At 54.6% G+C, this 24,418-nt stretch carries 25 protein-coding genes; 20 read left to right on the top strand and 5 right to left on the bottom strand.

The features are described from left to right. The first annotated feature begins 15 nt into the window (after nucleotides 1-15). The 3 genes from ACHZBF_RS13205 to ACHZBF_RS13195 all read left to right on the top strand — a co-directional run bounded on the left by ACHZBF_RS13205 (nucleotide 16) and on the right by ACHZBF_RS13195 (nucleotide 2,896). The gene (locus tag ACHZBF_RS13205) at nucleotides 16-1,623 is read left to right on the top strand and encodes a c-type cytochrome (RefSeq protein ID WP_321528696.1); all 1,608 of its coding nucleotides are present in this window, start codon (nucleotides 16-18) and stop codon (nucleotides 1,621-1,623) included. Between the two features lie 87 nt (nucleotides 1,624-1,710). Then, nucleotides 1,711-2,325 (top strand): Tll0287-like domain-containing protein, encoded by a 615-nt coding sequence (locus ACHZBF_RS13200; protein ID WP_321528695.1) that lies wholly within the window; start codon nucleotides 1,711-1,713, stop codon nucleotides 2,323-2,325. A 61-nt stretch (nucleotides 2,326-2,386) separates the two neighbouring features. Further along, nucleotides 2,387-2,896 carry a cytochrome c gene (locus ACHZBF_RS13195; RefSeq protein WP_029131696.1) on the top strand — a complete coding sequence of 170 codons (510 nt, stop codon included), beginning with the start codon at nucleotides 2,387-2,389 and terminating at the stop codon, nucleotides 2,894-2,896. Between the two features lie 172 nt (nucleotides 2,897-3,068). Here the strand turns inward: ACHZBF_RS13195 and ACHZBF_RS13190 are convergent, their stop codons facing one another. Then, nucleotides 3,069-4,397 (bottom strand): ATP-binding protein, encoded by a 1,329-nt coding sequence (locus tag ACHZBF_RS13190; RefSeq protein WP_273439932.1) that lies wholly within the window; start codon nucleotides 4,395-4,397, stop codon nucleotides 3,069-3,071. Next, on the bottom strand, nucleotides 4,394-5,119 hold the full coding sequence (locus ACHZBF_RS13185) for a response regulator (protein ID WP_321528694.1): 726 nt from the start codon (nucleotides 5,117-5,119) through the stop codon (nucleotides 4,394-4,396). The genes ACHZBF_RS13190 and ACHZBF_RS13185 overlap by 4 nt, the downstream gene beginning before the upstream one ends. A 578-nt stretch (nucleotides 5,120-5,697) precedes the next feature. Between ACHZBF_RS13185 and ACHZBF_RS13180 the strand changes: the two genes are divergently transcribed. From ACHZBF_RS13180 to ACHZBF_RS13170, 3 genes are all read left to right on the top strand, one after another. Next, nucleotides 5,698-6,144 (top strand): PaaI family thioesterase, encoded by a 447-nt coding sequence (locus ACHZBF_RS13180; protein ID WP_321528693.1) that lies wholly within the window; start codon nucleotides 5,698-5,700, stop codon nucleotides 6,142-6,144. 287 nt (nucleotides 6,145-6,431) lie between these two features. Beyond that, a complete protein-coding gene (locus tag ACHZBF_RS13175) occupies nucleotides 6,432-9,377 on the top strand; it encodes a PAS domain S-box protein (protein ID WP_321528692.1) in 2,946 nt (981 codons plus the stop codon). Nucleotides 9,378-9,412: 35 nt separating this feature from the next. Continuing rightward, on the top strand, nucleotides 9,413-10,507 hold the full coding sequence (locus tag ACHZBF_RS13170) for an HD domain-containing phosphohydrolase (RefSeq protein WP_321528691.1): 1,095 nt from the start codon (nucleotides 9,413-9,415) through the stop codon (nucleotides 10,505-10,507). A 15-nt stretch (nucleotides 10,508-10,522) separates the two neighbouring features. Here ACHZBF_RS13170 and cobO read toward each other — a convergent pair whose 3' ends face one another. Continuing rightward, nucleotides 10,523-11,059 (bottom strand): cob(I)yrinic acid a,c-diamide adenosyltransferase, encoded by a 537-nt coding sequence (gene cobO / locus ACHZBF_RS13165; RefSeq protein ID WP_321528690.1) that lies wholly within the window; start codon nucleotides 11,057-11,059, stop codon nucleotides 10,523-10,525. Nucleotides 11,060-11,288: 229 nt separating this feature from the next. Between cobO and ACHZBF_RS13160 the strand changes: the two genes are divergently transcribed. The 7 genes from ACHZBF_RS13160 to ACHZBF_RS13130 all read left to right on the top strand — a co-directional run bounded on the left by ACHZBF_RS13160 (nucleotide 11,289) and on the right by ACHZBF_RS13130 (nucleotide 16,242). Then, on the top strand, nucleotides 11,289-11,579 hold the full coding sequence (locus ACHZBF_RS13160) for a hypothetical protein (protein ID WP_273439927.1): 291 nt from the start codon (nucleotides 11,289-11,291) through the stop codon (nucleotides 11,577-11,579). Beyond that, on the top strand, nucleotides 11,579-12,709 hold the full coding sequence (locus ACHZBF_RS13155) for an ABC transporter permease (protein ID WP_335342981.1): 1,131 nt from the start codon (nucleotides 11,579-11,581) through the stop codon (nucleotides 12,707-12,709). Before ACHZBF_RS13160 ends, ACHZBF_RS13155 begins: the two co-directional genes overlap by 1 nt. Nucleotides 12,710-12,715: 6 nt before the next feature. Beyond that, entirely contained in the window at nucleotides 12,716-13,393 is a 678-nt protein-coding gene (locus ACHZBF_RS13150; protein ID WP_273439925.1) for an ABC transporter ATP-binding protein, read from the top strand. A gap of 2 nt (nucleotides 13,394-13,395) precedes the next feature. Then, nucleotides 13,396-14,403: a hypothetical protein gene (locus tag ACHZBF_RS13145; protein ID WP_321528689.1), complete on the top strand. Its 1,008-nt coding sequence runs from the start codon at nucleotides 13,396-13,398 to the stop codon at nucleotides 14,401-14,403. Beyond that, complete coding sequence (locus ACHZBF_RS13140) at nucleotides 14,400-14,894, top strand: TlpA family protein disulfide reductase (protein ID WP_321528688.1); 495 nt, start codon at nucleotides 14,400-14,402, stop codon at nucleotides 14,892-14,894. Before ACHZBF_RS13145 ends, ACHZBF_RS13140 begins: the two co-directional genes overlap by 4 nt. Nucleotides 14,895-14,981: 87 nt before the next feature. Further along, the gene (locus ACHZBF_RS13135) at nucleotides 14,982-15,668 is read left to right on the top strand and encodes a nitrous oxide reductase accessory protein NosL (RefSeq protein WP_245621625.1); all 687 of its coding nucleotides are present in this window, start codon (nucleotides 14,982-14,984) and stop codon (nucleotides 15,666-15,668) included. Nucleotides 15,669-15,744: 76 nt separating this feature from the next. Further along, nucleotides 15,745-16,242 (top strand): nitrous oxide reductase accessory protein NosL, encoded by a 498-nt coding sequence (locus ACHZBF_RS13130; protein WP_321528687.1) that lies wholly within the window; start codon nucleotides 15,745-15,747, stop codon nucleotides 16,240-16,242. 155 nt (nucleotides 16,243-16,397) lie between these two features. Here ACHZBF_RS13130 and ACHZBF_RS13125 read toward each other — a convergent pair whose 3' ends face one another. Together ACHZBF_RS13125 and ACHZBF_RS13120 are read right to left on the bottom strand one after the other, a co-directional pair. After that, a complete protein-coding gene (locus tag ACHZBF_RS13125; RefSeq protein WP_321528686.1) occupies nucleotides 16,398-17,189 on the bottom strand; it encodes a type IV pili methyl-accepting chemotaxis transducer N-terminal domain-containing protein in 792 nt (263 codons plus the stop codon). Nucleotides 17,190-17,320: 131 nt separating this feature from the next. Next, nucleotides 17,321-18,214, bottom strand: a complete 894-nt coding sequence (locus tag ACHZBF_RS13120) for a hypothetical protein (protein WP_321528685.1) — start codon at nucleotides 18,212-18,214, stop codon at nucleotides 17,321-17,323. 181 nt (nucleotides 18,215-18,395) lie between these two features. Between ACHZBF_RS13120 and glyA the strand changes: the two genes are divergently transcribed. The 7 genes from glyA to nusB all read left to right on the top strand — a co-directional run bounded on the left by glyA (nucleotide 18,396) and on the right by nusB (nucleotide 24,367). Beyond that, nucleotides 18,396-19,649, top strand: coding sequence for a serine hydroxymethyltransferase (gene glyA, locus ACHZBF_RS13115; protein WP_321528684.1), 1,254 nt, complete (start codon nucleotides 18,396-18,398; stop codon nucleotides 19,647-19,649). A gap of 52 nt (nucleotides 19,650-19,701) precedes the next feature. Beyond that, nucleotides 19,702-20,217, top strand: coding sequence for a transcriptional regulator NrdR (gene nrdR, locus ACHZBF_RS13110; protein WP_288103334.1), 516 nt, complete (start codon nucleotides 19,702-19,704; stop codon nucleotides 20,215-20,217). Beyond that, a complete protein-coding gene (gene ribD / locus ACHZBF_RS13105; RefSeq protein ID WP_321528683.1) occupies nucleotides 20,192-21,340 on the top strand; it encodes a bifunctional diaminohydroxyphosphoribosylaminopyrimidine deaminase/5-amino-6-(5-phosphoribosylamino)uracil reductase RibD in 1,149 nt (382 codons plus the stop codon). The genes nrdR and ribD overlap by 26 nt, the downstream gene beginning before the upstream one ends. 4 nt (nucleotides 21,341-21,344) lie before the next feature. Next, a complete protein-coding gene (locus ACHZBF_RS13100) occupies nucleotides 21,345-22,010 on the top strand; it encodes a riboflavin synthase (RefSeq protein ID WP_321528682.1) in 666 nt (221 codons plus the stop codon). A gap of 269 nt (nucleotides 22,011-22,279) precedes the next feature. Further along, a complete protein-coding gene (ribBA, locus tag ACHZBF_RS13095) occupies nucleotides 22,280-23,392 on the top strand; it encodes a bifunctional 3,4-dihydroxy-2-butanone-4-phosphate synthase/GTP cyclohydrolase II (RefSeq protein WP_273439910.1) in 1,113 nt (370 codons plus the stop codon). A gap of 66 nt (nucleotides 23,393-23,458) precedes the next feature. Beyond that, nucleotides 23,459-23,929, top strand: a complete 471-nt coding sequence (ribH, locus tag ACHZBF_RS13090; RefSeq protein ID WP_029131716.1) for a 6,7-dimethyl-8-ribityllumazine synthase — start codon at nucleotides 23,459-23,461, stop codon at nucleotides 23,927-23,929. Between the two features lie 15 nt (nucleotides 23,930-23,944). Next, on the top strand, nucleotides 23,945-24,367 hold the full coding sequence (nusB, locus tag ACHZBF_RS13085) for a transcription antitermination factor NusB (RefSeq protein ID WP_029131717.1): 423 nt from the start codon (nucleotides 23,945-23,947) through the stop codon (nucleotides 24,365-24,367). Nucleotides 24,368-24,418: the final 51 nt, after the last annotated feature.

Raw genomic sequence — 24,418 nt, 5'->3', positions numbered from 1 at the left:
CGAGGAGTGAAAAAAATGAAAAGAGAAAAGTCTAAGGGTTTGCACAAACGAGCACTAACTACACTTATTAGTGCGGTATTCATCGCGTCAGTAGCGGGGTGTGCAGCACCCAGTTTCTCACCAACTGTTGTGGATAGCGAATGGAATACCAACTACAAGGATGCGTTAAGCCCTCACACCCAACTTGCGTTGGGTGTGATGAAGAAAATCAAGAAAAATGAAGACGCAATTAGTGACAAGCTTGCGCTATCACGGAAGTGGAGCAGCTTGGCGCGCGATATTGACAGTAAAGCTTCTGATGCAACGCTTAACAAATCGCGCAGGGATATAGAAGCTCTGCTAGGCCAGAAGTTAGTAGATGAGATCAAGGGGGAAGCCTACAGCCGTGGCGACCTGATGGGATTCATGATGAGTAGTGGAATGTCAATTCCGCCTGGTGGACCATCGGCAATGAACCCGGACCTGGTGGCAGCTGAAAAAGTTGTTGCAATGTTGAAGGGTGATGATAAGTCTGCAGCGCCTGCATTTACCTACAAGCCGGTATTGCCTGGAGAAGCTTTGTCGCCAGTGGAAAACCTGACTCTTGGTACTGCGCTGCTTCTTGAAAGAGACAGGCAGTCATTTGATATGAGCCAAGTATTCCGGTTGGCGCTATATTTTAGACCGCTAAGGCGCCTGTATGACCCGAACCCCAACATCAACAAGCAACTTAGCACCGATAAGATGGACGTCGAAACTGTCTATATGGACAGGATTTGGCGTGTATTAAAACCTGAGCAGGTTGCTGCAATACGAGCAATGGATCTAACTCGTACAGATATGAATGAATATCTTACCAACCACGTAAAGTTATTTAAAGTTGATGAAAAGAGAAATCCGAAGTTTGCATTAATTGAATATACAGTCAATGATTTTCATGAGCAGATTGCACCTCCGAACACGATTCCGCCCGAGGAAAAGGGGGAGTTCTTTATCGCGAGTTCGCTTAAGAAGTTAAGTGGAAAAGATCCTGATGACGGGCGTAAATTATTTGAGGGTGTCTGTGCAGCATGTCACGGAGTAGATGGGCAAGGTCGGTTCCCGCCAATCAGTATGAAATCATATCTGTCGCTGCACAGTGATCATGAACACTATGAGATAGTGCGCTTTGGCCCACCGCAAAAGCCAGGTTCACCAATAGTGATGCCGACATTTGATGACAAGCTGAGCAGTGATCAAATATGGGCTGTCGTACAGTATCTGCGGACATTTGAAAAAGACAACAAAATACGCCGTGGTGAGACGGAAGCTCGCGCCGCCGGTGTGAATTTCTACGATACGAATGATGTCTATCAGTTATGGGGTAAGAAGGATGGGGATAAATACTTCCTTGATATACAGAGTGATATTGCGTATCGAATAATGGGTCATATCCCTGGCAGTAACCACATTAGGCCTGCTGAATTTGATCAGAAAATCGATTCGATTCCCCGTGACAAGGAAATTATTGTGATCGATATGTTCGGTTCACAAGGGCTTATGCCGGCCAAAACCCTCGCGGATAGCGGATACAAGGTGTCCTATATGGCATCCGGTATGATGGACTGGCATATCACGAGAAACTATCCGGTTTCATACGATTAACAATCAGTTATTCACTCCGAAGCCTCATGATAAGGCTTCGGAGTGCTCATGCAGGAAACTGCAGATTGATGGGAGATAAATAAAGTGATGACGATTAGTTTATGGTGTAACGGGAGGCGAAAACTGACTGTCGTAATGTTATTGACGGTCTGTGCATATTCAACCATTACCAGTGCGGATAGTAATACGGTGTCTGTCGAGGCGCCCGATATAGCGGCAGTGAAGGCTAGTGCAAAACACTATGTCGGATCACTGAAGGCGCTGCTTCAGAAGAAGATGTCGGCAGATGGACCAATTGGTGCGCTTGATGTTTGTGGTGTTGAGGGGGCACGGATAGGTGGGGAAATTACCAGGAATACCGGATGGTCAGTTCGGCGCATAACCAATCGCGCCAGAAATCCCTTGGCAATGCCGGATGAATATGAATCAAAAATGCTTGATCAATTCAATGCGAAAATCGCTGAACAACCCGATACAACTTCACTCGTTAAGTATGAGGTTGTAGAAGAAAACGGCGCTACTTATGCGCGCTTTATGAAAGGAATACGGGTGGAGCCGGTCTGTCTGACTTGCCATGGTGACAAGGCTACGATGGGTGAAGTGGGTGACAAAATAGATAGTCTTTATCCGCATGATAAGGCGCGTGACTACAAAATAGGAGACTTGCGTGGGGCGTTGTCAATAAAAATCAAGTTGGAATAAAAGGAAGGCCGGTTAGCTAGCGTCAGACTCATTGTGGCAAATGTATATAGGAGAATAATCAATGCTCAGAAATACGAATAAATACAAGCAAATAATGTTTGGAACACTGATTATGCTTGGTATTTCGCTGTCTCTTGGTACAGGTATACTATATGGGGCGGAGCCAATATCAAAAAAATTGACACCGAAACTAAATGAATTGTTGACTGACGAGATGTTATCAATAAAGCAGGCAGTCACCCATATAATGAACGGAATCGTCGTCGGTGATCACTCGATTGTTGAAAATATGGCTACTCAAATCAATGACAGTTTTATTTTAAAACAACAGTTGACGGAAAAAGATAAAGCAGATCTTATGGCGGTGGCTCCGAAGCGGTTTCTTGAAATGGATGGGAAGTTCCATGAGCTTTCAGGAAAACTCGCTGATGCGGCGGTTAGTAAGGATTACGATCTACAGCGGTTTTATTTTGCAAAGCTTATAGAAAGTTGTCAGACATGCCATAGTGAGTATGTCACTGACAAATTCCCAAGTTTTTCCGGTGCAGCATCGTCTGGGCATGTGCACTAATCGATGCTTAATTACTGCTGATAATTTATAACCCACCTGTTCCCCCCAAGCTGTTCCTCTTCCATAGGACAGGCTGTATTTATAGAATTACTATAAATACAGCCTGTTTGACTTCCTGAAAGGGTTCAAATTATGGCCAGGACTAGCCGCGCAATTATTCCGTCATTCCAACTTAGTTCTTTACGGGGATAATAAGGGTCGCCGTCAAGCCGCCCCCCGGAGTTTCGTCAAGACGAATATTCCATTCATTGGAGTCGGCAAGTTGTTTGGCAATCGCCAATCCAAGGCCGCTGCCGCCTGAGTCAAGTGTGCGTGATTTGTCTATTCGATAAAATGGTTCAAAGACACGATCCTGTTCATCGGGTGGGATTCCTATACCACGGTCGCGTATACGAATTGTGATTAGATTAGAGCTGCGCATGCACGCCACATTAATTGGCTGGCGGTTACCGTATTTCAAGGCGTTACTTAGCAAGTTAATAATTATACGTCGCAGTGCAAGTACATTGACGTGTATTACAATCGGATTCTCTATGGTTAGAGAGATAGTGTTTTCTTGATGCGTACATCCAACTACTAAATCGCGAATGACCTCGTTTATATCAACTGTTTCTTTTTCCTTTCCCTCGATGCCTGCACCAAAAGCCAGTGATTCATCGATAAGGCATGTCATATGTGCAATATCGAGTTCAATTTCCCGAATAAGTGGTGTTGGGTCTTTGTTAATAGCGAATAATCCTAAAGCGAGACGAATTCTCGTCAATGGTGTTCGCAAGTCATGAGCAATACCGGTTAAAAGGGTTGTGCGATTTGCCAATAAAGACGATACGTTACGCGCCATCTTATTGAACGATTTCGCCAAGCTGGCGAGTTCTGCTACGCCATTTTCGGGTAGTTCTGGTGGTAAATTACCGTTTTCAAGTTGGGATGTGACTCGGGCGAGTTTGGATAGTGGTTGCGTAACTCTTCTGACAAGAATGAATGTAGAAAACAGGGTGGCAGCTATTACAAAAACAATAATAAGAGTCAATGTAATTGACATGCTGATTCCAAGCCTGTGTTCAGCGACACCAAAGCGAATTTTTTTGCCATCCATGATTGTATCGAGCCAATACCAGCGTTCACCTCCTATTATATTTGTAGAAGTGGTAACCGAACTTTGTGCCTGGGCAGCTAACGAATCTCTCAGTAAAACAATATATGGAAAAACGATACGTGTAGAAGGGATATGGCTAATAGGTTTCTGTATCCGCACTCCAGAGTGATGCTCGAGATTATATTCAAATGTAGGGCGTTTATCAGGATCAATGGTGGCCCAAGTGTGGGCCGATACAATCATAAAAGAAGCCAGGTCATTGGCTGATCTATGCGCAATCGGAACCATCAGGAAGTAGGCGATGGATACGAAGGTAAGTATCTCGAAAATTAACAGTACACCTGCAATAGTGGTGGCAGTTGCTCCAAACAGTGACTTCTTTAGGCGGGTATCACTATTATTCATTCGACTTCAACTGGAACTGATAGAATATATCCCTCACCCCATATTGTACGAATGTATCGCGGGTCCGCAGGATTTTCTTCGATTTTTTGACGTAATCTGAAGATGCGTTGATCAATACTGCGATCGAAAGGTACGTGCTCATAACCTTTTAGTAGATCCAATAAATGATCACGGTTAAGGACTTTATTACTATGCTTGAGAAAAATACTTAGAAGTTTGTAGTCTGCAGTGGTTAATTGCACTTGTTGATCGTTTCGGTAGAGCGTGTGCATTACCGTGTCAAGTAAAAATGGTCCGAAACGATAATTATGTATATTTGTGGGAGGGTGGTTGTTTTGATCTTTATTGTCTTCAGTGCGTCTAAGAACAGCCCGTATACGCGCAATCAGCTCTCTTGGGTTGAACGGTTTTGAGATATAGTCGTCGGCTCCGACTTCCAGCCCGATTATTCGGTCAATATCCTTACCTTTGGCTGATAACATGATAATGGGTATGGAATACTGAGTGCGCAATTTTCGCGCTAAACTCAAACCGTCATCTCCCGGCAACATAACATCTAGAATTACCAGGTCGACTGACTGTGATGAGAGTATCTCTTTCATCTCATCTCCATCTTTCGCTGATAACGAATAAAAACCTTCTTCTTCTAGATAGCTCTGCAGTAGCTTACGTAGCCTGGAATCATCGTCAACCGCCAGCACACGTATTTTATTTTTGTTCATTAGGGTGATCTTAGGTTTTATTAAACGTGATAGTTGTCTGACCTAATTATTGAGTGAACTACTACAGCTGTCTCATACCATATATGACAATTATTATCAATAATTGGAGGAGGCAGTGCTAAATGTTCAACCGCACTGTGGTGTGATAATCGATATCGAAAGAGAAAAAAGGAGGCGGAATATATAGACAGATAACAACAAAAATATAGTAACGATTGCTTCCATCGATGGAACCCGCTGGAGTGTTTACGAAAACGGTATGACTCGGTGATTCATCTGATCATATAGAATCAATAATGCTCGGCGTTATGATGAATGATAAAGGCATTTGTATGGTGAACAACCGCGCCTCCGGATGTTGAGCGTGCACTAGGAACGATCCGAATCCTCAATGGGGTGGCGCGCGAGTTTTAGACAGCCATCATTTTTGTTACCCATAATGAAAAAATTATCCAACCGTGGCGAACCTTTGAAATGATTCATCAGATCGGATGTCCCATCTCTGGTCTGATAGAATTCTTTGTGACCACCCGCAACCCGCTATAACCCGGATAGTCATGAGCAACTGGAGAACTAGAATGACCACCCATATGACACAGCACTATCAATCCCTGCAGCGCATGTACCTGTCGGCTCCGATTAATCATCTATATCTGCCGGAAATCGTTATTACAGAAGGGGAGGCGAGGATCGGCATTGAACTGCGGGAGGATTTTCACCATGCTGCGGGTGCGGTACACGGTTCGGTCTACTTCAAGATGCTGGATGACGCGGCATATTTTGCCGTCAGTTCGCTGGAACCGGAGTTTTTTATGTTGACAGCCTCTTTTACGACCTATTTGATTCGACCGGTCTCATCCGGTGTTATGCGCTCGGAGGGCAGGGTGGTCAGCCGTACGCGGAGCCAATTCATTGCGGAATCCGTCGTCTATGATGGTCGAGGCAGGGAGCTGGCCCGGGGCAGTGGCATCTTCGTCAAGGGGCGACCGCGCCTGAAGGACGCGGCTGGCTACGGGGTCGACTGATGAAAGGCACATTCTTGTAAAGGTTTTTTCCTTTCTGTCGCTATCCATTCAGGGCTCCCTACGAACCCGAAAATAATATTCAGAACAATTTTAGCTGCGAATGTCATGCAACTATTCCGGGGGGGCACCCGGAAGCCGGGTAACCACTGGTTTGCCCGGTCTATATTGGTTTTATATCTCAACGGTTACATCAGCAGGCAGGGTTTTACGGGTTCCGGCACTTGGAAAACAGGGTGGAGCGGGTTTTGCAGAAGAGGTATAGCTTGAACAGGTTGAGCAAAGTTGGCGTGAAACAGACCAACCTGATCGCCTGGTTGCTGGTTGGTCTGCTGATGGTATCTGCTGTCCTGGTGCTATGGGTCACCAACAGCATCCGCCACAATGTAGCCAGTATTCATGAAAAGTGGGAGGCCCTTTCAGAGAGCAGCAACTACAAGCTGCATATTGTCGACAAACTGCATGCCGACATGGGGTTTGGCGGCCTGATACACCGCTATTCCGACCTGATCATCCGGGGTGGCAGGCTCCACATCAATGAGATTCGTGAGTCTATCGGCAGTATCGAGACCCAACTGCAGGAGTATGGGGCGGAGCCTGGTAGCCGTGCCGAACAGCGCGCGATTATCAGTATTCGTGGTGTGCTGGACAGATATCGGGACAATCTGAGATTGGCCGATACGCTGTTGCAGCAAGGCACGTTGGCAATGGCCGATGATAACCGGTTATATGTCGATGACCGGGCGGCGATCGATGGCATGAAACTGCTATACCGGCAGGCCATGGGTGAGGCCGGGGTTGTCGATGTCACCATGGGTTATAGCGGGCAGGTGAATGATCTTCGCCGGGTGCTTGGCTACGGTGGGATGATCCATTTTTTCAAATACTACCTGCTCACCCGGCAAGAGCAATACCGGAAGTCCGCGCAGACAAAGCTGGCGGAAGCCCGTGTAATACTTGAGCGAATTGCGGCGTTTGAACTGGGCGAGCAGGAGACGATGGCCATCGGTATTCTGCTCAGGAGCATGGATGACTACACAAAAACCCTGGAGAAAGTCGCCGAAATGATCCGCCAGGGACAGTCAATCCATGCCATGGATGTGGCGGCCTACGTCGATGAAAATCCACCGCTTGACGCATTGGATATACTCAAAAAATCCGTGCGCACCTATAACCAGAATCAGACCAGCCAGGTTGACCAATCGCTACGGAATATCATGCAGATGACCAGCACCACGGTAGGCGTGGTGGTGATCCTGGCCATTATTATCCTGATGGTCTTTTACTGGTTGTTGAACATTGAGCTGCTGTCGATATTCTCCCGTGAAAAACAGTCGCTTGAGGATGAGCTGAAAGGGATGCGACTGCAGTTGACCGACGTGCTGGATGTCTCCCCTTTTGGTTTTGTCATTACCCATCAACAAGACGGCCGGATCATTTATGCCAATCAAGCGGTTTCTGCGATGTATGGCGCTGAAAGGAGTGAACTGATCGGCAGGTGTTCGCCAGAGTTTTTTGTCAAGCCTGAATCCCGGTCACGCTATATCCACCGACTGGTGAAGGGTGAAGTGGTCAGGGACGAGCAAGAGGAATTCAGGCGTCAGGATGGATCGCGGCTGACCACCATGTTGACTTGCAAATTGACAACCTTCAATAACGAACCGGTGGTTTTTAACTGGATCTACGACATTTCAGATCGGGTGGTGACCGAAAAACGACTGTCTGAAAGCGAGCAGATGCTCAATACCATACTGGAATCGATGCCGGTCGGTGTCGGAATCGCCAATAAAGAGACCGGCATTGTTGAATACTGCAACAGCCGCGGGGCGGAGTTGTTCGGTTATCTGGACAGAACGGATTTTATCGGCAAATCCACTATATTGGCCTGGGCCAACGACCGGCAACGCCTCGAGTTTTATAATACCTTCAATCAACTGGGTTATGTGCCTGAGCAGGAGATTCAACTGCGCAAGGCCGATGGCTACCTCTTCTGGGCGCTGCTGGGATGGGAGTCCATCCAGTACCGTGATGAAGCGCATGTGCTGTTCTGGTATCACGATATCTCCGAGCGAAAGAAGATGCAGGAGGATCTGCGACGCAGTGAACAGCAACTTCGCACCATTCTCGAATCGGCGCCGATTGGCGTCGGTATCTCCAGCAAAGCCGATGGCAAGCTCTACTTTTGCAATACCAAGGTGGCGGAGATATTCAGACTCACCCATGAGAAATTGATGTCACGCAATGTAACCGATTTTTGGGTGGACCTGTCACAGCGGGAAGAGTATTTGCAGGCCTTGCAGTCTGCCGGTGAAGTTCCCGAACGGGAGATAGAACTGCGGCGTGCAGACGGCAGCCGCTTCTGGGCCTTGCTGGGCTGGAAGTCGATCCGGATTCATGGTGTGGAGCAGGTGCTCTTTTGGGTCTATGACTATGATGAGCTGAAGCAGACCACCCTGGCACTGGAGCATGCGACACAGCTGGCTGACCGGGCCAATCGGGCCAAATCCATCTTCTTCTCCAATATGAGCCACGAACTGCGCACACCCATGAACTCAGTGATCGGGTTTGCCCAGATGCTGGAGGCGGATCCCAGGGATCCGCTGACTGCCAGGCAGGAGAAGTGCGTCGGTCATATCATCAAGGCCGGCAGGCATCTGCTGGATCTGATTAACGAAATCCTCGACCTGTCCCGGATTGAGGCGGGAAAGATTGACTTCAATATTGAAGACCTGCCGGTCAACGAGATGATCAGCGAATGCCTCGACCTGATCACGCCGCTGATCGAGCAGCATCAGATAGAAGTGATCCGCTTCAGTACCCGACAAAGTGATGAATACCGGATCAGGGCGGACCGGATGCGTCTGAAGCAGGTGTTGATCAATCTGCTCACTAACGGAGTGAAGTACAATGCCGGGAGGCGGCAACTCGGTATCGGTTGCTGGACCACGGCGGCGGGGATGCTGCGCGTATTCGTCGCGGATACAGGAGTGGGTATACCGCCGGAGCGGATGAACGAGATTTTTACCCTCTACCGGCGCCTGAATGCGGGTGGAGGGGGTATCGAGGGCAGTGGTATTGGTCTCTCCATTACCCGCAAGTTGATTGAAGAGATGGGCGGCAGCGTGGGTGTGGAGAGTCAGCCGGACCGGGGCAGTGTGTTCTGGTTTGAGCTGCCCCTGGTGAATGGCGTGGCGCAGGCGGGCGTCAGTCGGGATGAAAGCGTTGCACCTGGTTAATAACATGATTTGGCAGATATATCATGGAGAATGGCATGAGTATTGAGGAGCGGATCCTTGAGTCCAGTATACTGATAGTCGATGACACGGCAGATAATGTCGATCTGCTCATCATGATGCTTGAGGCGAATGGCTATACCAATTTGAAAGGCGTAACCGATTCACGTGAAGTTAACGACCTCTGTACACAGCATACTTACGATCTGATTCTGCTTGATATCCGGATGCCCCATCTGGACGGGTTTCAGGTGATGGAACAACTCCGGTATTCACGTTCGATGGATTATCTGCCCATTCTGGTGCTGACCGCGCAGAATGATATCGAGACTCGCACGCGCGCTCTGGAGCTGGGGGCCAAGGATTTTGTCACCAAGCCTTTTGACCGGACGGAGATACAGTTACGCATTCATAATATTCTGGAGGTCCGGCAGCTCTACAAAGAGAAGCAGCAGCACAATCTGCTGTTGCAGTCGATTGTGGATGAACGCACCCGGGAGCTGCAGCAGAAGAACGACGAGTTGCAGAGCAGTCGCCATAACATCATCCAGTGTCTTGGCCGCGCCGGTGAATATCGAGATAACGAAACCGGCATGCATGTGATCCGTATGGCCAGTTATGCCCGCTTGCTGGCCGATGCGCTTGGCAAGGACAAGACGTTTGTAAAGGATATCTGGTCGGCGGCTACCATGCATGATATCGGCAAGATCGGCATCCCGGACCACGTCCTGCTCAAGCCCGGCAAATTTGAGCCGGATGAGTGGGAGATCATGCAGCGGCATACCCTGATCGGCGCCGAAATCCTTGGTGAGGCAAGTTCCGACATTATGCGGATGGCCCGTTCGGTGGTGCTGACTCATCATGAACGCTGGGATGGCAAGGGGTATCCCAACGGCCTGAAGGGCGAGGAGATACCCATTGAAGGACGCATTGTGGCGGTGTGCGATGTGTTCGATGCCCTGACCTCGGACCGGCCCTATAAGAAGGCCTGGTCGGTCCAGGAGGCGGTCGATTATCTGAACGAAAACTCCGGTACGGCATTTGATCCCGAGCTGGTGTTCAATTTCCTGCAGATCCTGCCCATGATTCATGAAGTGATGGCGGCTTTCCCGGATCGACAGTCCGGGAGCTGATCTCTCTCCCACCGGCTAGAACTCCACCCCCTGCTGGGCCTTGATACCCTGGCTGTAGGCGTGTTTCACCATCTTCATCTCGGTCACGGTGTCGGCGGCGTCGATAACCTCCGGCGGCGCGTTTCGACCGGTCAGTATCAGGTGCATCCAGGCCGGTTTCTGTTCCCGGATAAAGGTGGCAATCTCCGCGCCACTGATCCAGCCGTAGCCGCAGCAGTAGTTGATCTCATCCAGTACCACCAGGTCATACTCCCGGGATAGGATTTTCTGCTGGCTGAACTCCCAGATCGCCCGGCTGGTCTTGCGGTCCTGCTCCGGATTCTTGGTATCCCAGGTAAAACCGTCTCCCAGGCTGTGCCACTCGATGTTGTCGAATTTTTCCGCGGCGCAGGCCTCGCCGGTTTTCCACTTGCCCTTGATGTACTGGATGACCAGCACTTTGAATCCCGACCCTGCCGCGCGAAAGGCCACGCCGAAGGCACTGGATGATTTACCCTTGCCGTCACCGGTATGGACCAGGGTAATGCCCTGGCGCTTCTCTCTCTGTTTCATCTCTGCTTATCCTGTCTTGAGCGATCCGGCAGTATGCCACAGGCGGCGGAAAACAGGTGATATGACCCATGCTGCCGACGGGTATGTGGCATAACACATGATTAAAAACGATCTATTTATCAGATTGATAGTTATTGAATTCTGTTGATAGTTATCAATGTCCGGGGAACGTTTCAGCCAGTAGATTAGCCCCAGTTAAGTGTTCAAACGGCCAGTGAATATCCCCCTTATGCGTAAGTCAGATCGTCTCCTGTTGCTCTATGTGGTGTTGTCGGGTCTGTTCCTGTTGTCGCTGGCCGATACCACAAGATCCTCACAGGAAGGCGCTGAACGAATCGACCGCACCCGGCGGATGGTCGCCGAACTGGGACTGACCGATCCCGCCCTGTTTACCGAAGCCCGTTATACACGGCATCTTTCCCAGGCTGACCTGCACTCCGCCTTCCAGGATCACCCGATGGCGCTGGAGCATTTCCCCAGCGGCTCGCTGCTGTTGCCACCCCAGAGGAGTCAACCCTGATGGAATGGATTCGCCGTCAGCGTTATCTGATCGATTTCATTCTCTCATCCCTGCTGCGTCGCAAGGGGAAGAATTTTGGGTTGCTGCTGGTCTACACCCTGGTTGTCTTCATGTTGGCCTCGGTGATGCTGTTCACCCACGCGCTGAAGCGGGAAGTGGGCAATGTATTACAGGCCTCACCGGAAATTATATTGCAGCGCACCGAGGCGGGCCGGCACGCCCTGATACCCGCCGATTACCTGGAGAAGATCGGTCGCTTGCGCGGTGTGACCGGGCGCAAGGGGAGGCTGTGGGGCTATTTCTACGATGCGACGGTGAAGGCCAACTACACCCTGATGGTGGCCGATGAGCGGGAACTGGCGGATACCGAGGTGATTGTCGGCAGTGCCATCGCACGCGCCCGGGGTGTCGGCCCGGGGGATTATCTCACTTTCCGTTCACACGACGGAATCGCTTACAGTTTCATGATCAGAGAACTGCTGGATAGTGATACGGAGCTGTTCAGTGCTGATCTGGTGCTGATGTCCGAGCGGGCCTTCCGGGTTAGCCAGGGTGTGACCGGGGGCGGCTATACCGACATTGTGCTGTCGGTAAGCAATCCCAGGGAGTTGTCGAAGATCGCTGAGAAGCTCACCCAGCGCCTGCCGGATACCCGGCCGATCCTGAAACAGGAGATTCTGCGCACCTATGACGCCATTTTCTCCTGGCGGCAGGGGATTCTGTTCGTCCTGCTGGCGGGTGCCATCATGGCATTTGTGATCTTTGCCTGGGACAAGGCATCCGGTCTGAGCGCGGAAGAGAAACGGGAGATCGGCATTCTCAAGGCAATCGGCTGGGAGACCGGTGATGTGTTGCAGATGAAATTCTGGGAAGGTGCCATTCTCTCAGTGACGGCATTCTTCACTGGCTATCTGCTGGCCTACCTGCATGTGTTCTACGCTTCGGCCAGCCTGTTTGAGCCGGTGCTGAAAGGTTGGGCGGTACTCTATCCGGCCTTCCGGCTGGCACCGGTGGTCGATGGCCTGCAGATCGCCACGCTGTTTTCCTTTACCGTGTTCCCCTATGTGGTGGCGACCATTATCCCGATCTGGCAGGCCTCGGTGACAGATCCCGATGCGGTGATGAGGTAGCCGCTCATGCGCATTTCACTTCAGGATGTACATAAAGTTTTCAACCAGGGTAGGCCCAATGCCTATCCGGCGATCCGTGGCGTCACCCTGACTATTGAGCCGAACCAGGTGACCTGCCTCAAGGGAGCCAGTGGGTCGGGTAAAAGCACCTTGCTGTCGATGATCGGCTGCCTGTCACGTCCCACCTCGGGCCGTATCCATCTGGGAGAGCGAATGCTCTCCAGCCTGCCGGAACGCTTTCTGACCGATATTCGGCGCCACACCTTCGGCTTTATATTCCAGCAGTTCAATCTGATCAGTGGATTGACCGTGCTGGAAAATGTACTGCTGCCCGCCTATCCCCTGGCGCCGGATTTCAAGCAATTGAAGAAGTCAGCGAATGCGCTGCTGGAGCGGTTTGGCCTGCAGCACAAGGCACAGAGTCCGGTGCAGTGGCTGTCCGGTGGCGAGGCGCAACGGGTCGCTATCTGCCGGGCGCTGATCAATGATCCGCAGATCCTGATTGCCGATGAACCGACCGCCAATCTGGATACCCGGCTTTCCCATGCCTTTATGGGACAGGTCCGGCAGTTGCGCGAGATTGGCAAGACGGTGTTGATCACCAGCCATGATCCGGTGGTGTTTGAGTCGCCGGTGGTGGACCGGGTGATTGAGCTGTGTGACGGTCAGGTGGTGGAGGGCTGAGCATGTTGCTTAATCCCGCCATCATGGCGCTGATCCTGGTCTCCTTCGTGGTATTGCTGATGCTGCTGGTCGCCGCCGGTTTTGCCATTCACCTGCTGCGATTCTGGGACATGGCGAGTGGCAGTGAACGGCAGCTGCGGCTGGAGCGAAGAACTTATCTGATCTCCACCCTGCTGGCCTGGGCATTTGCCGCCGAGCTGGTTTCCCTGTTGCTCTATGTCTATAACGCCGAATCCATGTCAGGTCAGTTTGTTGGTGCCATGTGCGCCACCGGGGTACTGAATGTCAATGCCTGGGGTTGGCCGACACTGTTTCTGAAGGTGGCCGTCTTCTTCAGCGGGGCGACCTGGCTGACGCTGAATGCACTGGACAATCGGGGCTATGACTACCCGTTGATCCGATTGAAATACGGGCTGTTGCTGTTGCTGGTTCCCCTGGTTGCCACTGAGACCTGGTTGCAGCTGCGTTACTTTCTAGAGTTGCAACCGGATGTCATCACCTCCTGCTGCGGCTCGCTGTTCTCGGCCAACGACCGTGGCGTGGCGGGTGAGGTGACAGCGGTCTCACCACGGTGGGCGATGTGGAGCCTGTACCTTTCGGGTGCGCTGGTTCTGCTGTCCGGCCTGTTTTATCACCGCACGCGGCGGGGTGGTCTGCTGTTCGGCCTGTTGGCCCTGGTGGCCTTTTTGATTGCACTGGTTGCGATAGTATCGGTGATTTCACCTTACATTTACGCCCACCCCGAGCATCACTGCCCGTTCTGTATTCTCAAGTCCGGCCATGGATTCGCCGGCTACCTGCTCTACATTCCCCTGTTTGCCGCTACCGCCTGGGCGCTGGGTGTGGCTGTCGTGTCACCCTGGCAGCGGATATCCAGCCTGAGCGAGGCCGTGTCGACCAGCGGGACAAGGCTGGTGCGTCGATCATTGATGATGTTTGTCATTTTCTATCTTTCGGCCAGCGGATTTGTCTACAACTCCACTCTGGTTATGCAGGGGGTGTGGTGGTGAATCGGCGATGGTCATGGCTTCCGCTGCTAACGGTTCTGCTGTTGGCCGGTTGTGACTCATCGGACCAGTCGCTGGTGCTCGGTAAATCGGTGCCTGCTGTTGAACTGGAGCGGTTTGAGGGAGGTCGGCTGCAGTTTCCAGGCGCCCTTCGGGGTCGCATGGTGCTGATCCATTTCTGGGCTGATTGGTGTGCGCTCTGCCGGGATGAATTGTTGGGATCGGAACTGCTCTACCGGCGGTACCGTGACCAGGGGCTGGAGGTGCTTGCCATTAATCTTCAACAGCCTCGTGAAACTGTCCGATCCTATCTGGCAGGTCTGGATATCAGCTACCCGGTCTTGCTCGATAGCAGTGGCGAGATGGCCCGGCGTTACGGCGTGTCCGCGCTGCCGCTGGTATATCTGCTGGATCGTCAGGGCAGGCTGTATACGCGGATACTGGGTGGTGCATCCCCGGACCAATTGGAGCAGATTATCAAGCGGCTGCTGTAGGCGATTTGAAGGCCGGGCCGACCTGCGGTTTGGGCCCGGCGTTGTGAAACAACACCGCAGAGTTAGTAATTGATAGGGAGAGACGTGATGTGTGAAGAGAAAAAAATTGATCGGCGGGGCATGTTGAAACTTCTGGCCGTGGCCGGACTCGGCAGTCTGGCGGGTCCGGTTGTTGCCGGACCCGGCGTTGGTGCCATGGTACCCGGCAAAGGTTGGGTGAAATCCTCTGGCGAGCAGTGTCAGGGGGATGGGACGCCACTGCAGTTCATTCCGAAAACTGCACCGGACGGTAACCCGCTGGAGAATGAGCTGGAGAAATATCCTGCCTGTCCCTACTGCGGGATGAACCGGACCCAGTGGAATCACAGCCGCCATCTGGTTCAGTATGATGATGATCTGGTGGATGGCACCTGTTCCATTCACTGCCTGGCCATCAGCCTTTCGCTCAATCTTGATCGCGGTCCCAAGGCGATCTATGCCGCGGATTTCGGTGCCGCCGGAAAGGTCAAGCCGCTGGTCAAAGTGGATGAGGCCACCTACCTGATCGGCTCCAAGCTCAAGGGGACCATGACTGCCAACAGCAAGATGGCTTTTGCCTCAGCAGAGACGGCGAAGGCGGCCCAGGCGGAGCAGGGGGGTGAGCTGGCTTCATTCGATGAAGGGTTGAAGGCGGCTTATCTCGGCATGGCGCAGGATACGATGATGATCCGCAAACGACGTGCCGAGATGGTGAAAAAGATGCAGATGATGAAAATGAAAAAAAGCGGTGGCTGATAGTGCACTTTGGCGGTGGATTTTGGCCACGGTAATCCACCGCCTTGAAATGAACTGCCAAGAGGAAGAGTAGCCAGTGAATCTGATATTGAAATGCAGCATGGTACTGCTGCTGATGTTTGGGTTGGTTCTGGACGCTGCCGCGGGTCCGGTCGAAACCCCGGCCCCCAATGTGGATGATACCTGTCCGGTATGCGGCATGTTCGTCGCCAAGTATCCGGCCTGGGTGGCTACCGTACGCTACCAGGATGGACATTTGCACCATTTTGACGGCGCCAAGGATCTGTATAAATACTTGCGGGATCTGCCGCGCTGGGCGCCTGGACACCGCCACGAGGATATTCAGACGATTGCTGTCACCGAGTACTACACACTGACCCGCATCGATGCCCGGGAAGCCTGGTTTGTGATCGGCTCGGATGTACTGGGTCCGATGGGCCATGAGCTGATACCGTTGGAGACCCTTGAGGACGCCGAGGAGTTCATGCGGGATCACCAGGGGGTGCGGATTCTGCGCCAGGATGAAGTGACAACAGAACTGCTGGAGAAGCTCGACCAGGGCGTGTTCGAGTAGGGGGTAGTCAGGGGTGAAGTCTTAATCACCGAAGGAGCGGCTTCAGCCGCTCCTTCGGTCTGGGGGGCGATTTATTTCCACCTCAGAAAATTGTCATATCGCGCCAGATGGCGCCAGGGGTGGTGTCCGGTCTACGCGTAGCGGCGTCGAGGCGCCTATTTGGCCTGGGGCAGGGCGGCGTAGAGGCCGGTCACTTCGTTCATCTGTCCCAGTATCTTGTCCAGCATGCGCGCCACCAGTCCCGGTACGAACTCATCCTCGCCCATGCGGTTGCTCAGGTTATACAGGTCCCAGTTCTGCTTCACCTGACTGAGGATGGCGCTGATCTCCGGGGTGTTTTCATTGGCGTTGATCAGCTCCTGCAGTGCCGTATCGAACTCACTGGTGGCGGCCTTGTAGTCCTGCCGATAGAGTTCATCAGCAAATTTCCAGCTCATCAGCATATAGAGATTGCCCATGCGCTGGCTGAGCATGCGCTGGCGTCCGGCAATGTTCACCAGATGACCCTGGTTGGTTCCAGACTCATCGGCCAGAATCAGTACCACCTGGTGGGCCGCGGCCAGCAGGCGTTCCGCGTTGGCCCTCAGTTCCTCTGCCTTTTCCCTTTGCACCGGACCGGTGGCGATCTGCTTGACCGGAATCCAGAGTTTTTCCACCAGCGCAAGCCCGCGGGTGGCCTCGGGATTGGTGGTAAAATCTTTCAGCTGCTTAAGTTGCAGTTCGAACAGGTCGATGGATTCGCCAAGATGTTTTTTGGCCACCCGATAGCGCACGTCCTGCCCCATCTGCAGGTAGGATTTGACGATGCGCTGGCTCAGCATGCGTTGGCGTCCCGCCTTGTTGATGGCCTCGGCGAGGGTAATGTCCGAGGCGGCTTGGGCGGCCGGTAGCTGGCACAGCAGGATAAGCAGTCCGTACACAACGGCCTGTACGCTTTTTTTGATCATGAGGCTGACTCCCGATTTTACTTATGAATTAAAGTTATAACCTGCGTGCTTGAACAGAATCAAGGGACGGCCGTTCGCTGCGTCCCGGTAATTGGCTATTCTGCACAATATGTTTTCGTTTGGATGGCCGGTCAGTTGCCGTGCAGGGTAATGCTCCCGACAGCAAAATCCCCCGCCTGATTGCGGATCGCCAGTTGCTTGAACGGGTAGCGGAAAGAGTGATCGCGTACCTGAATCAACTCTTTCTCATCCAGCAACACCTCAATCCGTCCATTGGGGTCGCGACGCCACTCAATGGCGTGGGTCTGGCCGTCACCGATGTTATCCATCTCCATGCTTTCGATCACCCGGGTCCTGCCGTTGATTCGGCTTACCAGCTCCAGGGTCGAGCGCTCGCCCAGCATCAGGATCAACCGGTAGCCGGTGTCGCCCTGGCTTCCCTGATACAGTCCGAACTCAATCTGCCCGGTCTCTCGGGGCGGATTATGCGCAGAGATCTCCAGTTGTAACGCGAATACAGTGGGAATCTGCAACGGCAGTTGAATCTCGGCTGGCTCGTTACGTTTCTCCACCACCTCTTCGCCGGGTTGATCATTCTCCTTGCCGCGCAGCGCTTCCTGCAGCAGGGCGCCCAGCAACGCCTTTCCCAGGTCCTGTTTCTTTTCCTGGGGAGCCGGTTGGGCCGGTTCCTCCTGAGCTGCTTCACTGCGGGAGCGCAGCCCCAGCCGGCCATCTACCCAGAATTGTCCGGAGACGACATCCCAGCTGGGGTTCTGGTCATAATTGCCATCGGAAAAATCTTCCATCAGTAATTCGTTGCGCCAGGGCCAGTCGTGGCGGCTGATGAGATCTTCCAGGTCATTCAGTAGCCAGCGATCGGCCGCCCGCTGCTGGCGGGCCTTGTCGGTCAGCTCCCGGAGCTGGTCGACCAGGGCTTGCAGCTGTTCGTTATCGGAGTTCGCGGTGAACGCCGGAGTGGAGGCGAACAGCAGGGTCATGCAGGCAAAGGCAACAAGGATGCGCATTAGCGATTTTCTCCCTATTTCGTGAACCGTCATCTCCTTAGCGTCCGAAAACCCCTATCCATGAGCAGTTTTTTTGGAGCAAAGCGATTTTCCGCGTCAGCCGGGATTATATCAACTGGATGGCGACGCTATGACCGCAAGGTGTTAAAATACCCTATTTTTCCCGGCGGAGATGGCTGTCATGTTCAGTAAAGATATGCAGATCGGTGGTTATGATGATGAGCTCTGGGAGGCGATCCAGTCGGAGGAGGTCCGGCAGGAGGAGCATATTGAGCTGATTGCTTCGGAAAACTACACCAGCCCGCGGGTGATGCAGGCCCAGGGCAGCGTGCTGACCAACAAGTATGCCGAAGGCTATCCCGGCAAGCGCTACTACGGTGGCTGTGAGTATGTCGATATCGCCGAGCAGCTTGCGATCGACCGCGCCAAGGCGCTGTTCGGCGCCGATTATGCCAATGTCCAGCCGCACTCCGGCTCCCAGGCGAATGCGGCGGTCTACATGGCCCTCTGTCAGCCGGGCGACACCGTGCTGGGCATGAGCCTGGCCCACGGCGGTCATCTGACCCACGGTGCCAAGCCCAACTTCTCCGGCAAGCTCTACAACGCTATCCAGTACGGCCTCGATCCCGCCACCGGTGAGATCGATTATGCCGAGGTGGAACGTTTGGCCCGTGAGCACAAGCCGAAGATGATCGTGGCCGGTTTCTCGGCCTACTCCCGGGTAATCGACTGGCAGCGCTTCCGCGCTATCGCCGATGAAGTGGGCGCCTACTTTTTTGTCGACATGGCCCACGTGGCCGGACTGATCGCCGCCGGCCTCTACCCGAGCCCGGTGCAGATCGCCGATGTCACCACCACCACCACCCACAAGACCCTGCGCGGTCCGCGTGGTGGGCTGATCCTGGCCAAGGCCAACCCGGAGCTGGAAAAGAAGCTCAACTCGCTGGTCTTCCCTGGCACCCAGGGCGGACCGCTGATGCATGTGATTGCCGCCAAGGCGGTGGCCTTCAAGGAGGCGATGGAGCCCGAATTCAAGGCCTATCAGCAGCAGGTGATGACCAATGCCCAGGCCATGGCCAGTGTCTTCATCGAGCGTGGCTACGACGTGGTCTCCGGCGGCACCAATGACCATCTGTTCCTGGTCAGCTTCATTCAGGCGGGCCTTACCGGCAAGGATGTGGATGCCTGGCTGGGTGCGGCAAACATCACGGTCAACATGAACGCGGTGCCAAATGATCCCCAGTCGCCCTTTATCACCAGTGGTATCCGGGTTGGCACCCCCGCCCTGACCACTCGTGGCGTCGGGGAAGCCGAGGCGAAGGAGCTGGCGGGCTGGATGTGCGACGTGATCGATGCCCGGGGTGATCAGGCGGCCATCGACCGGGTCAAGGCCCTGGTGTTGGATCTCTGCAAGCGCCATCCGGTTTACAAGTAAGCATATTATCGGGGCCGGGTTAGATCCGGCCCCACTCTTCAGGCCCTAGATCATGCGATGCCCTTTCTGCGGTGCCCAGGATACCAAGGTGGTGGATTCCCGACTGTTCGGGGATGGGGATCAGGTGCGCCGGCGGCGTGAATGCGCCATCTGCAAGGAGCGTTTCACCACTTACGAGACGGCCGAGCTGACCCTGCCCCTGCTGATCAAGCAGGACGGCAGCCGGGTGCCGTTCGATGGTCGCAAGCTGGCCTCCGGTATGTCCCGAGCCTTGGAAAAACGCCCGGTCAGTGCCGAGCAGGTGGATGATGCCATCAGCCATATCCGCCGCAAGCTGCTGGCCCATGGTGAGCGGGAAGTGCCGTCGCGGCAGATCGGTGAGTGGGTCATGGAGGAGCTGCGGGCGCTGGACCAGGTGGCTTATGTGCGTTTCGCCTCGGTCTATCGCAGTTTTGAGGATGTGAACGCCTTCCGTGAAGAGATAGAACGGCTGGAGAAACAGTTGCCGCCGGATGTGCGTCGTCATCAGCTGGATCTGCTCAATGGCGATAAAGACGATGACGCCTGAGGATTTCAGTTTTATGGCCCGGGCGATCCGCCTGGCCGAACAGGGCATTTACACCACCCATCCCAATCCCCGCGTCGGCTGTGTGCTGGTGCGTGAGGGAGAAATTGTCGGTGAGGGCTTTCACCGTCGCGCCGGTGAACCTCATGCGGAACGCAACGCCCTGGCAGAGGCCGGGGAGCGGGCGCGCGGCGCCACCGCCTACGTGACCCTGGAACCCTGCTGCCATCATGGCAGGACACCACCCTGCAGCGATGGTCTGATTGAGGCCGGCGTGACGCGGGTGGTGGTGGCCATGACAGACCCCAATCCACGGGTAGCCGGCCAGGGGATTGCCCAGCTGGAGGCGGCCGGCATCCGGGTTGACCAAGGGGTGATGACGGATCAGGCGATGGCCCTGAATCCCGGTTTTATCGCGCGCATGAGTCGTGGCCGGCCCTTCGTGCGCTGCAAGCTGGCCATGAGCCTGGACGGGCGAACCGCCATGGCCAGTGGCGAGAGCAAATGGATTACCGGTGCTGAAGCACGGAAAGATGTGCAGCGGTTGCGTGCCCGCAGTGACGCCATTGTTACCGGCATCGGTACGGTGCTGGCGGACGATCCGTCTATGAATGTGCGGCTGGGTGTCGCCGAACTGCCGGGGGTGGAGTCCGCCGCCTACCTGCTGCAGCCGCTGCGGGTGGTGCTGGATCCCGATCTGCAGACATCGCCCTCCGCCCGGTTGCTGAGTCTGCCGGGAGAAACTCTGATTGTTACCGCCTCCGAAAACGAGAAGCGGCGACAGGCCTTGCTGGCGGTGGGTGCCGAGGTGATCCTGCTGCCGCGGCACGGTATCGGGATCGATCTGGATCTGCTGATGGAGAGACTGGCGCAGAGTGGTATCAATGAGGTGCTGATCGAGTCCGGCCCCACCCTGGCCGGGGCGGCGGTAGCGGCGGATGTGGTGGATGAGCTGGTTATCTATGCGGCACCGACCCTGATGGGCAGCGATGCCAGGGGGCTGCTCAACCTGCCGGCCCTGACTGAAATGAAAGACCGCATCGCGCTGGAGATACTGGATCTGCGCATGGTCGGTGCCGATCTGCGGATCCGGGCGCGACCAACACGCATTATTCAAGGTGGGTGACGAGATGTTCACAGGCATTATTCAGGCTGTCGGTACCCTTGCCGGCCGGGAACTGCGGGGCGGCGATCTGCGCCTGGCGATTCGCAGCAACAAGCTGCCGCTGGCGGATGTGCAGCTGGGCGACAGCATAGCAACCAACGGGGTCTGCCTGACGGTGATCGAGCTGACCGGCGACGGCTATGTGGCCGATGTGTCGCGCGAGACCCTGGCCCTCAGCACGCTGTCCGATCTGGCGGTGGGCAGTCGGGTCAATCTGGAGAAGGCGCTGACCCTGAGCACGCCGCTGGGCGGCCATCTGGTCAGCGGCCACGTGGATGGGATGGGGACCATCCTGGAGCGTCGCGAAGAGGCACGCTCCATCCGCTTTCTGGTGGAGGCCCCAAAGGCGCTGGCACGCTATATTGCCCACAAGGGGTCGATCTGCATTGACGGGGCCAGCCTGACGGTGAATGCGGTGGACGGCCACCGGTTCGATCTGAATATCGTTCCCCACACCCGGCAGGAGACCATCACGGCCGATTACCGCCCGGGCAGCCGGGTCAATCTGGAAGTGGATCTGCTGGCGCGCTATCTGGAGCGGCTGCTGCTGGGCGAGCAGGCGGCCGAACCGGCCAGAGCCGAATCGGGTGTCACTCTGGCGCTGCTGGCGGAGCGCGGATTCCTGCGCTGATCCCACAGGGCCAACCGCTGTGGTTGCCCTCAAGGTTTCGATCTTCGTAGGGTGGATAAGCCGGCAGGCGCATCCACCATTACCCTGGTGGATGCGCTATCGCTTATCCACCCTACGGTCCTGTACTTGACTCGGGGGTTCTGAAATCGGCTGATCGGGGCTGGCACGGGGGCCTGCCCCTACAACTGTTATTTAATCTCTTGGGTGTTTCCCCCGGCTTTGTTACACTTTTCTGCTATTTTTCGGTGCTTCGAGGCACGGTAGTGACTATGGCTTTTAATACGACAGAAGAAATAATCGAGGATCTCCGTCAGGGCCGGATGGTGATCATCATGGACGACGAGGATCGCGAGAACGAGGGTGATCTGCTGATGGCCGCCGAGGCGGTGACGCCCGAGGCGATCAACTTCATGGCCCGCTACGGGCGCGGACTGATCTGCCTGACCCTGACCAAGGAGCGCTGCCAGCAGTTGCGTCTGCCCCTGATGGTGGGAGTCAATGAATCCCAGCATGCCACCAACTTTACCGTCTCCATCGAGGCGGCCGAGGGCGTGACCACCGGTATCTCGGCGGCGGATCGCGCCACTACGGTGCTGGCGGCGGTCAAAGAGGATGCCATGCCCCAGGATCTGGTGCAGCCCGGCCACATCTTTCCGTTGATGGCGCAGCCCGGCGGTGTGCTGGTGCGGGCCGGGCATACCGAGGCCGGTTGCGACCTGGCCCGGCTGGCCGGCTTCAACCCGGCGGCGGCGATTGTCGAAATCCTCAATGAGGACGGCAGCATGGCACGCAGGCCCGACCTGGAGAAGTTCGCCCAGGAGCACAATCTGAAGATCGGTACCATTGCCGACCTGATTCACTACAGGGTCAGCAATGAGAAGACCATCGAGCGGGTCAGTGAGTGTACCCTGCCGACCGAGTATGGTGATTTTCGCCTGGTGGCCTATCAGGATTGCGTTGATCCGGAATTGCATCTGGCTCTGGTGATCGGCGACGTGGATACCAGCCAGCCGGTGCTGGTGCGGGTACATATGCAGAATACCCTGTGTGATCTGTTCTCCACCAATCATGCCGGTTGCAGCTGGCCGCTGCGTAATGCCATGAAGCAGATCGCCCAGGCGGGTTCGGGCATTATCGTGGTGCTGCGCAATCATGACACCACCCGGGACATGATCCAGCGCATGCGCGATTTCCAGTATCACGACAAGGACCAGAACGTGCCGGCCAGGGACCCCAAGCGTCACCTGCGTACCTACGGCATCGGTGCGCAGATCCTGTGTGATCTGGGTGTGCAGAAGATGCGCGTGCTGAGCGCGCCGAAGAGCCTGCACGCCATCTCCGGATTCGATCTGGAGATCGTCGAGTACGTGGCCTGTGAATAAGAGCCCTGCCGCCCTGTTAAATTATTCAATCGGGAAGCTTCCCGCAAACTAAGGTTGTATGAAAAGATGGCTATTAAAACCATAGAGGGTTCACTGACGGTACAGAGCGCACGCTTCTGCCTGGTGGTGGCGCGATTCAACAGTTTTGTCGTTGAGAGTCTGCTGGATGGGGCGATTGATGCCCTCAAACGCCATGGCGCCAGTGATGCCGATATCACCATCGTGCGGGTGCCCGGTGCGTTCGAGATGCCGCTGGTGCTGGAGAAACTGGCGGCCAAGGGCGGCTATGACGCCATTGTCGCGCTGGGTGCGGTGATTCGTGGTGGCACGCCGCACTTTGATTTTGTCGCCGGCGAGTGTGTCAAGGGCATGGCCCAGGTGACCCTCAAGCATCAGGTGCCGATCGCCTTTGGCGTATTGACGGTGGATACCATCGAGCAGGCCATCGAGCGGGCCGGCACCAAGGCCGGCAACAAGGGAGCGGAAGCAGCCATGTCCGCTATCGAGATGGTCAATGTCTTGCGCCAGATCGACTGAATGAGCATCGACTGAATGAGCAAAAAACGAAGCCAGGCCAGGCATCACGCGGTACAGGCCATCTACCAGTGGCAGGTCGCGGGTCAGGATATCAAGGATATCCGCAATCAGTTCGTGGCGGATCAGAAGCCGGACAGTTTCGAACTGGCCTATTTCGAGGCCTTGCTGCACGGCGTACCGGCCCATCTGGATGAGCTGGATGAACTGCTGGGGCCCTATCTTGACCGCTCCATCGAGAGCGTTGATCCGGTCGAGCGGGCGATTCTGCGCCTCGGCGCATTCGAACTGCGCTACCAGTTGGAGGTGCCCTACAAGGTGATCATCAACGAGTCGATCGAGCTGTCCAAGGTGTTTGGCGCCGAGCAGGGCCACAAGTATGTCAACGGTGTGCTGGACAAGCTGGCCCGTCAACTGCGCAAGGGCGAGCTGAAGAAGTAGCTGGCGCCTATCGCTGCAGGTCCGTTTTGGCGGGCATCACCCGCCCTATTG

Origin of the sequence: Sedimenticola selenatireducens (assembly GCF_963675335.2) — a bacterium.
Lineage (GTDB): Bacteria > Pseudomonadota > Gammaproteobacteria > Chromatiales > Chromatiaceae > Sedimenticola > Sedimenticola selenatireducens.
The sequence above is the reverse complement of the archived record's forward strand: the minus strand, read 5'-3'. Positions and strand labels throughout refer to the sequence as shown.

Coding starts and splice junctions, on each gene's coding strand:
- ACHZBF_RS13180 (WP_321528693.1), top strand. CDS start 5,698: ATGACCACCCATATGACACAGCACTATCAATCCCTGCAGCGCATGTAC.
- ACHZBF_RS13200 (WP_321528695.1), top strand. CDS start 1,711: ATGACGATTAGTTTATGGTGTAACGGGAGGCGAAAACTGACTGTCGTA.
- ACHZBF_RS13170 (WP_321528691.1), top strand. CDS start 9,413: ATGAGTATTGAGGAGCGGATCCTTGAGTCCAGTATACTGATAGTCGAT.
- ACHZBF_RS13155 (WP_335342981.1), top strand. CDS start 11,579: ATGGAATGGATTCGCCGTCAGCGTTATCTGATCGATTTCATTCTCTCA.
- ACHZBF_RS13205 (WP_321528696.1), top strand. CDS start 16: ATGAAAAGAGAAAAGTCTAAGGGTTTGCACAAACGAGCACTAACTACA.
- ACHZBF_RS13145 (WP_321528689.1), top strand. CDS start 13,396: ATGTTGCTTAATCCCGCCATCATGGCGCTGATCCTGGTCTCCTTCGTG.
- ribD (WP_321528683.1), top strand. CDS start 20,192: ATGGCGATAAAGACGATGACGCCTGAGGATTTCAGTTTTATGGCCCGG.
- ACHZBF_RS13160 (WP_273439927.1), top strand. CDS start 11,289: ATGCGTAAGTCAGATCGTCTCCTGTTGCTCTATGTGGTGTTGTCGGGT.
- ribH (WP_029131716.1), top strand. CDS start 23,459: ATGGCTATTAAAACCATAGAGGGTTCACTGACGGTACAGAGCGCACGC.
- ACHZBF_RS13150 (WP_273439925.1), top strand. CDS start 12,716: ATGCGCATTTCACTTCAGGATGTACATAAAGTTTTCAACCAGGGTAGG.
- nusB (WP_029131717.1), top strand. CDS start 23,945: ATGAGCAAAAAACGAAGCCAGGCCAGGCATCACGCGGTACAGGCCATC.
- glyA (WP_321528684.1), top strand. CDS start 18,396: ATGTTCAGTAAAGATATGCAGATCGGTGGTTATGATGATGAGCTCTGG.
- ACHZBF_RS13190 (WP_273439932.1), bottom strand. CDS start 4,397: ATGAATAATAGTGATACCCGCCTAAAGAAGTCACTGTTTGGAGCAACT.
- ACHZBF_RS13195 (WP_029131696.1), top strand. CDS start 2,387: ATGCTCAGAAATACGAATAAATACAAGCAAATAATGTTTGGAACACTG.
- ACHZBF_RS13185 (WP_321528694.1), bottom strand. CDS start 5,119: ATGAACAAAAATAAAATACGTGTGCTGGCGGTTGACGATGATTCCAGG.
- ACHZBF_RS13100 (WP_321528682.1), top strand. CDS start 21,345: ATGTTCACAGGCATTATTCAGGCTGTCGGTACCCTTGCCGGCCGGGAA.
- ACHZBF_RS13135 (WP_245621625.1), top strand. CDS start 14,982: ATGTGTGAAGAGAAAAAAATTGATCGGCGGGGCATGTTGAAACTTCTG.
- ACHZBF_RS13120 (WP_321528685.1), bottom strand. CDS start 18,214: ATGCGCATCCTTGTTGCCTTTGCCTGCATGACCCTGCTGTTCGCCTCC.
- ribBA (WP_273439910.1), top strand. CDS start 22,280: ATGGCTTTTAATACGACAGAAGAAATAATCGAGGATCTCCGTCAGGGC.
- ACHZBF_RS13125 (WP_321528686.1), bottom strand. CDS start 17,189: ATGATCAAAAAAAGCGTACAGGCCGTTGTGTACGGACTGCTTATCCTG.
- cobO (WP_321528690.1), bottom strand. CDS start 11,059: ATGAAACAGAGAGAGAAGCGCCAGGGCATTACCCTGGTCCATACCGGT.
- nrdR (WP_288103334.1), top strand. CDS start 19,702: ATGCGATGCCCTTTCTGCGGTGCCCAGGATACCAAGGTGGTGGATTCC.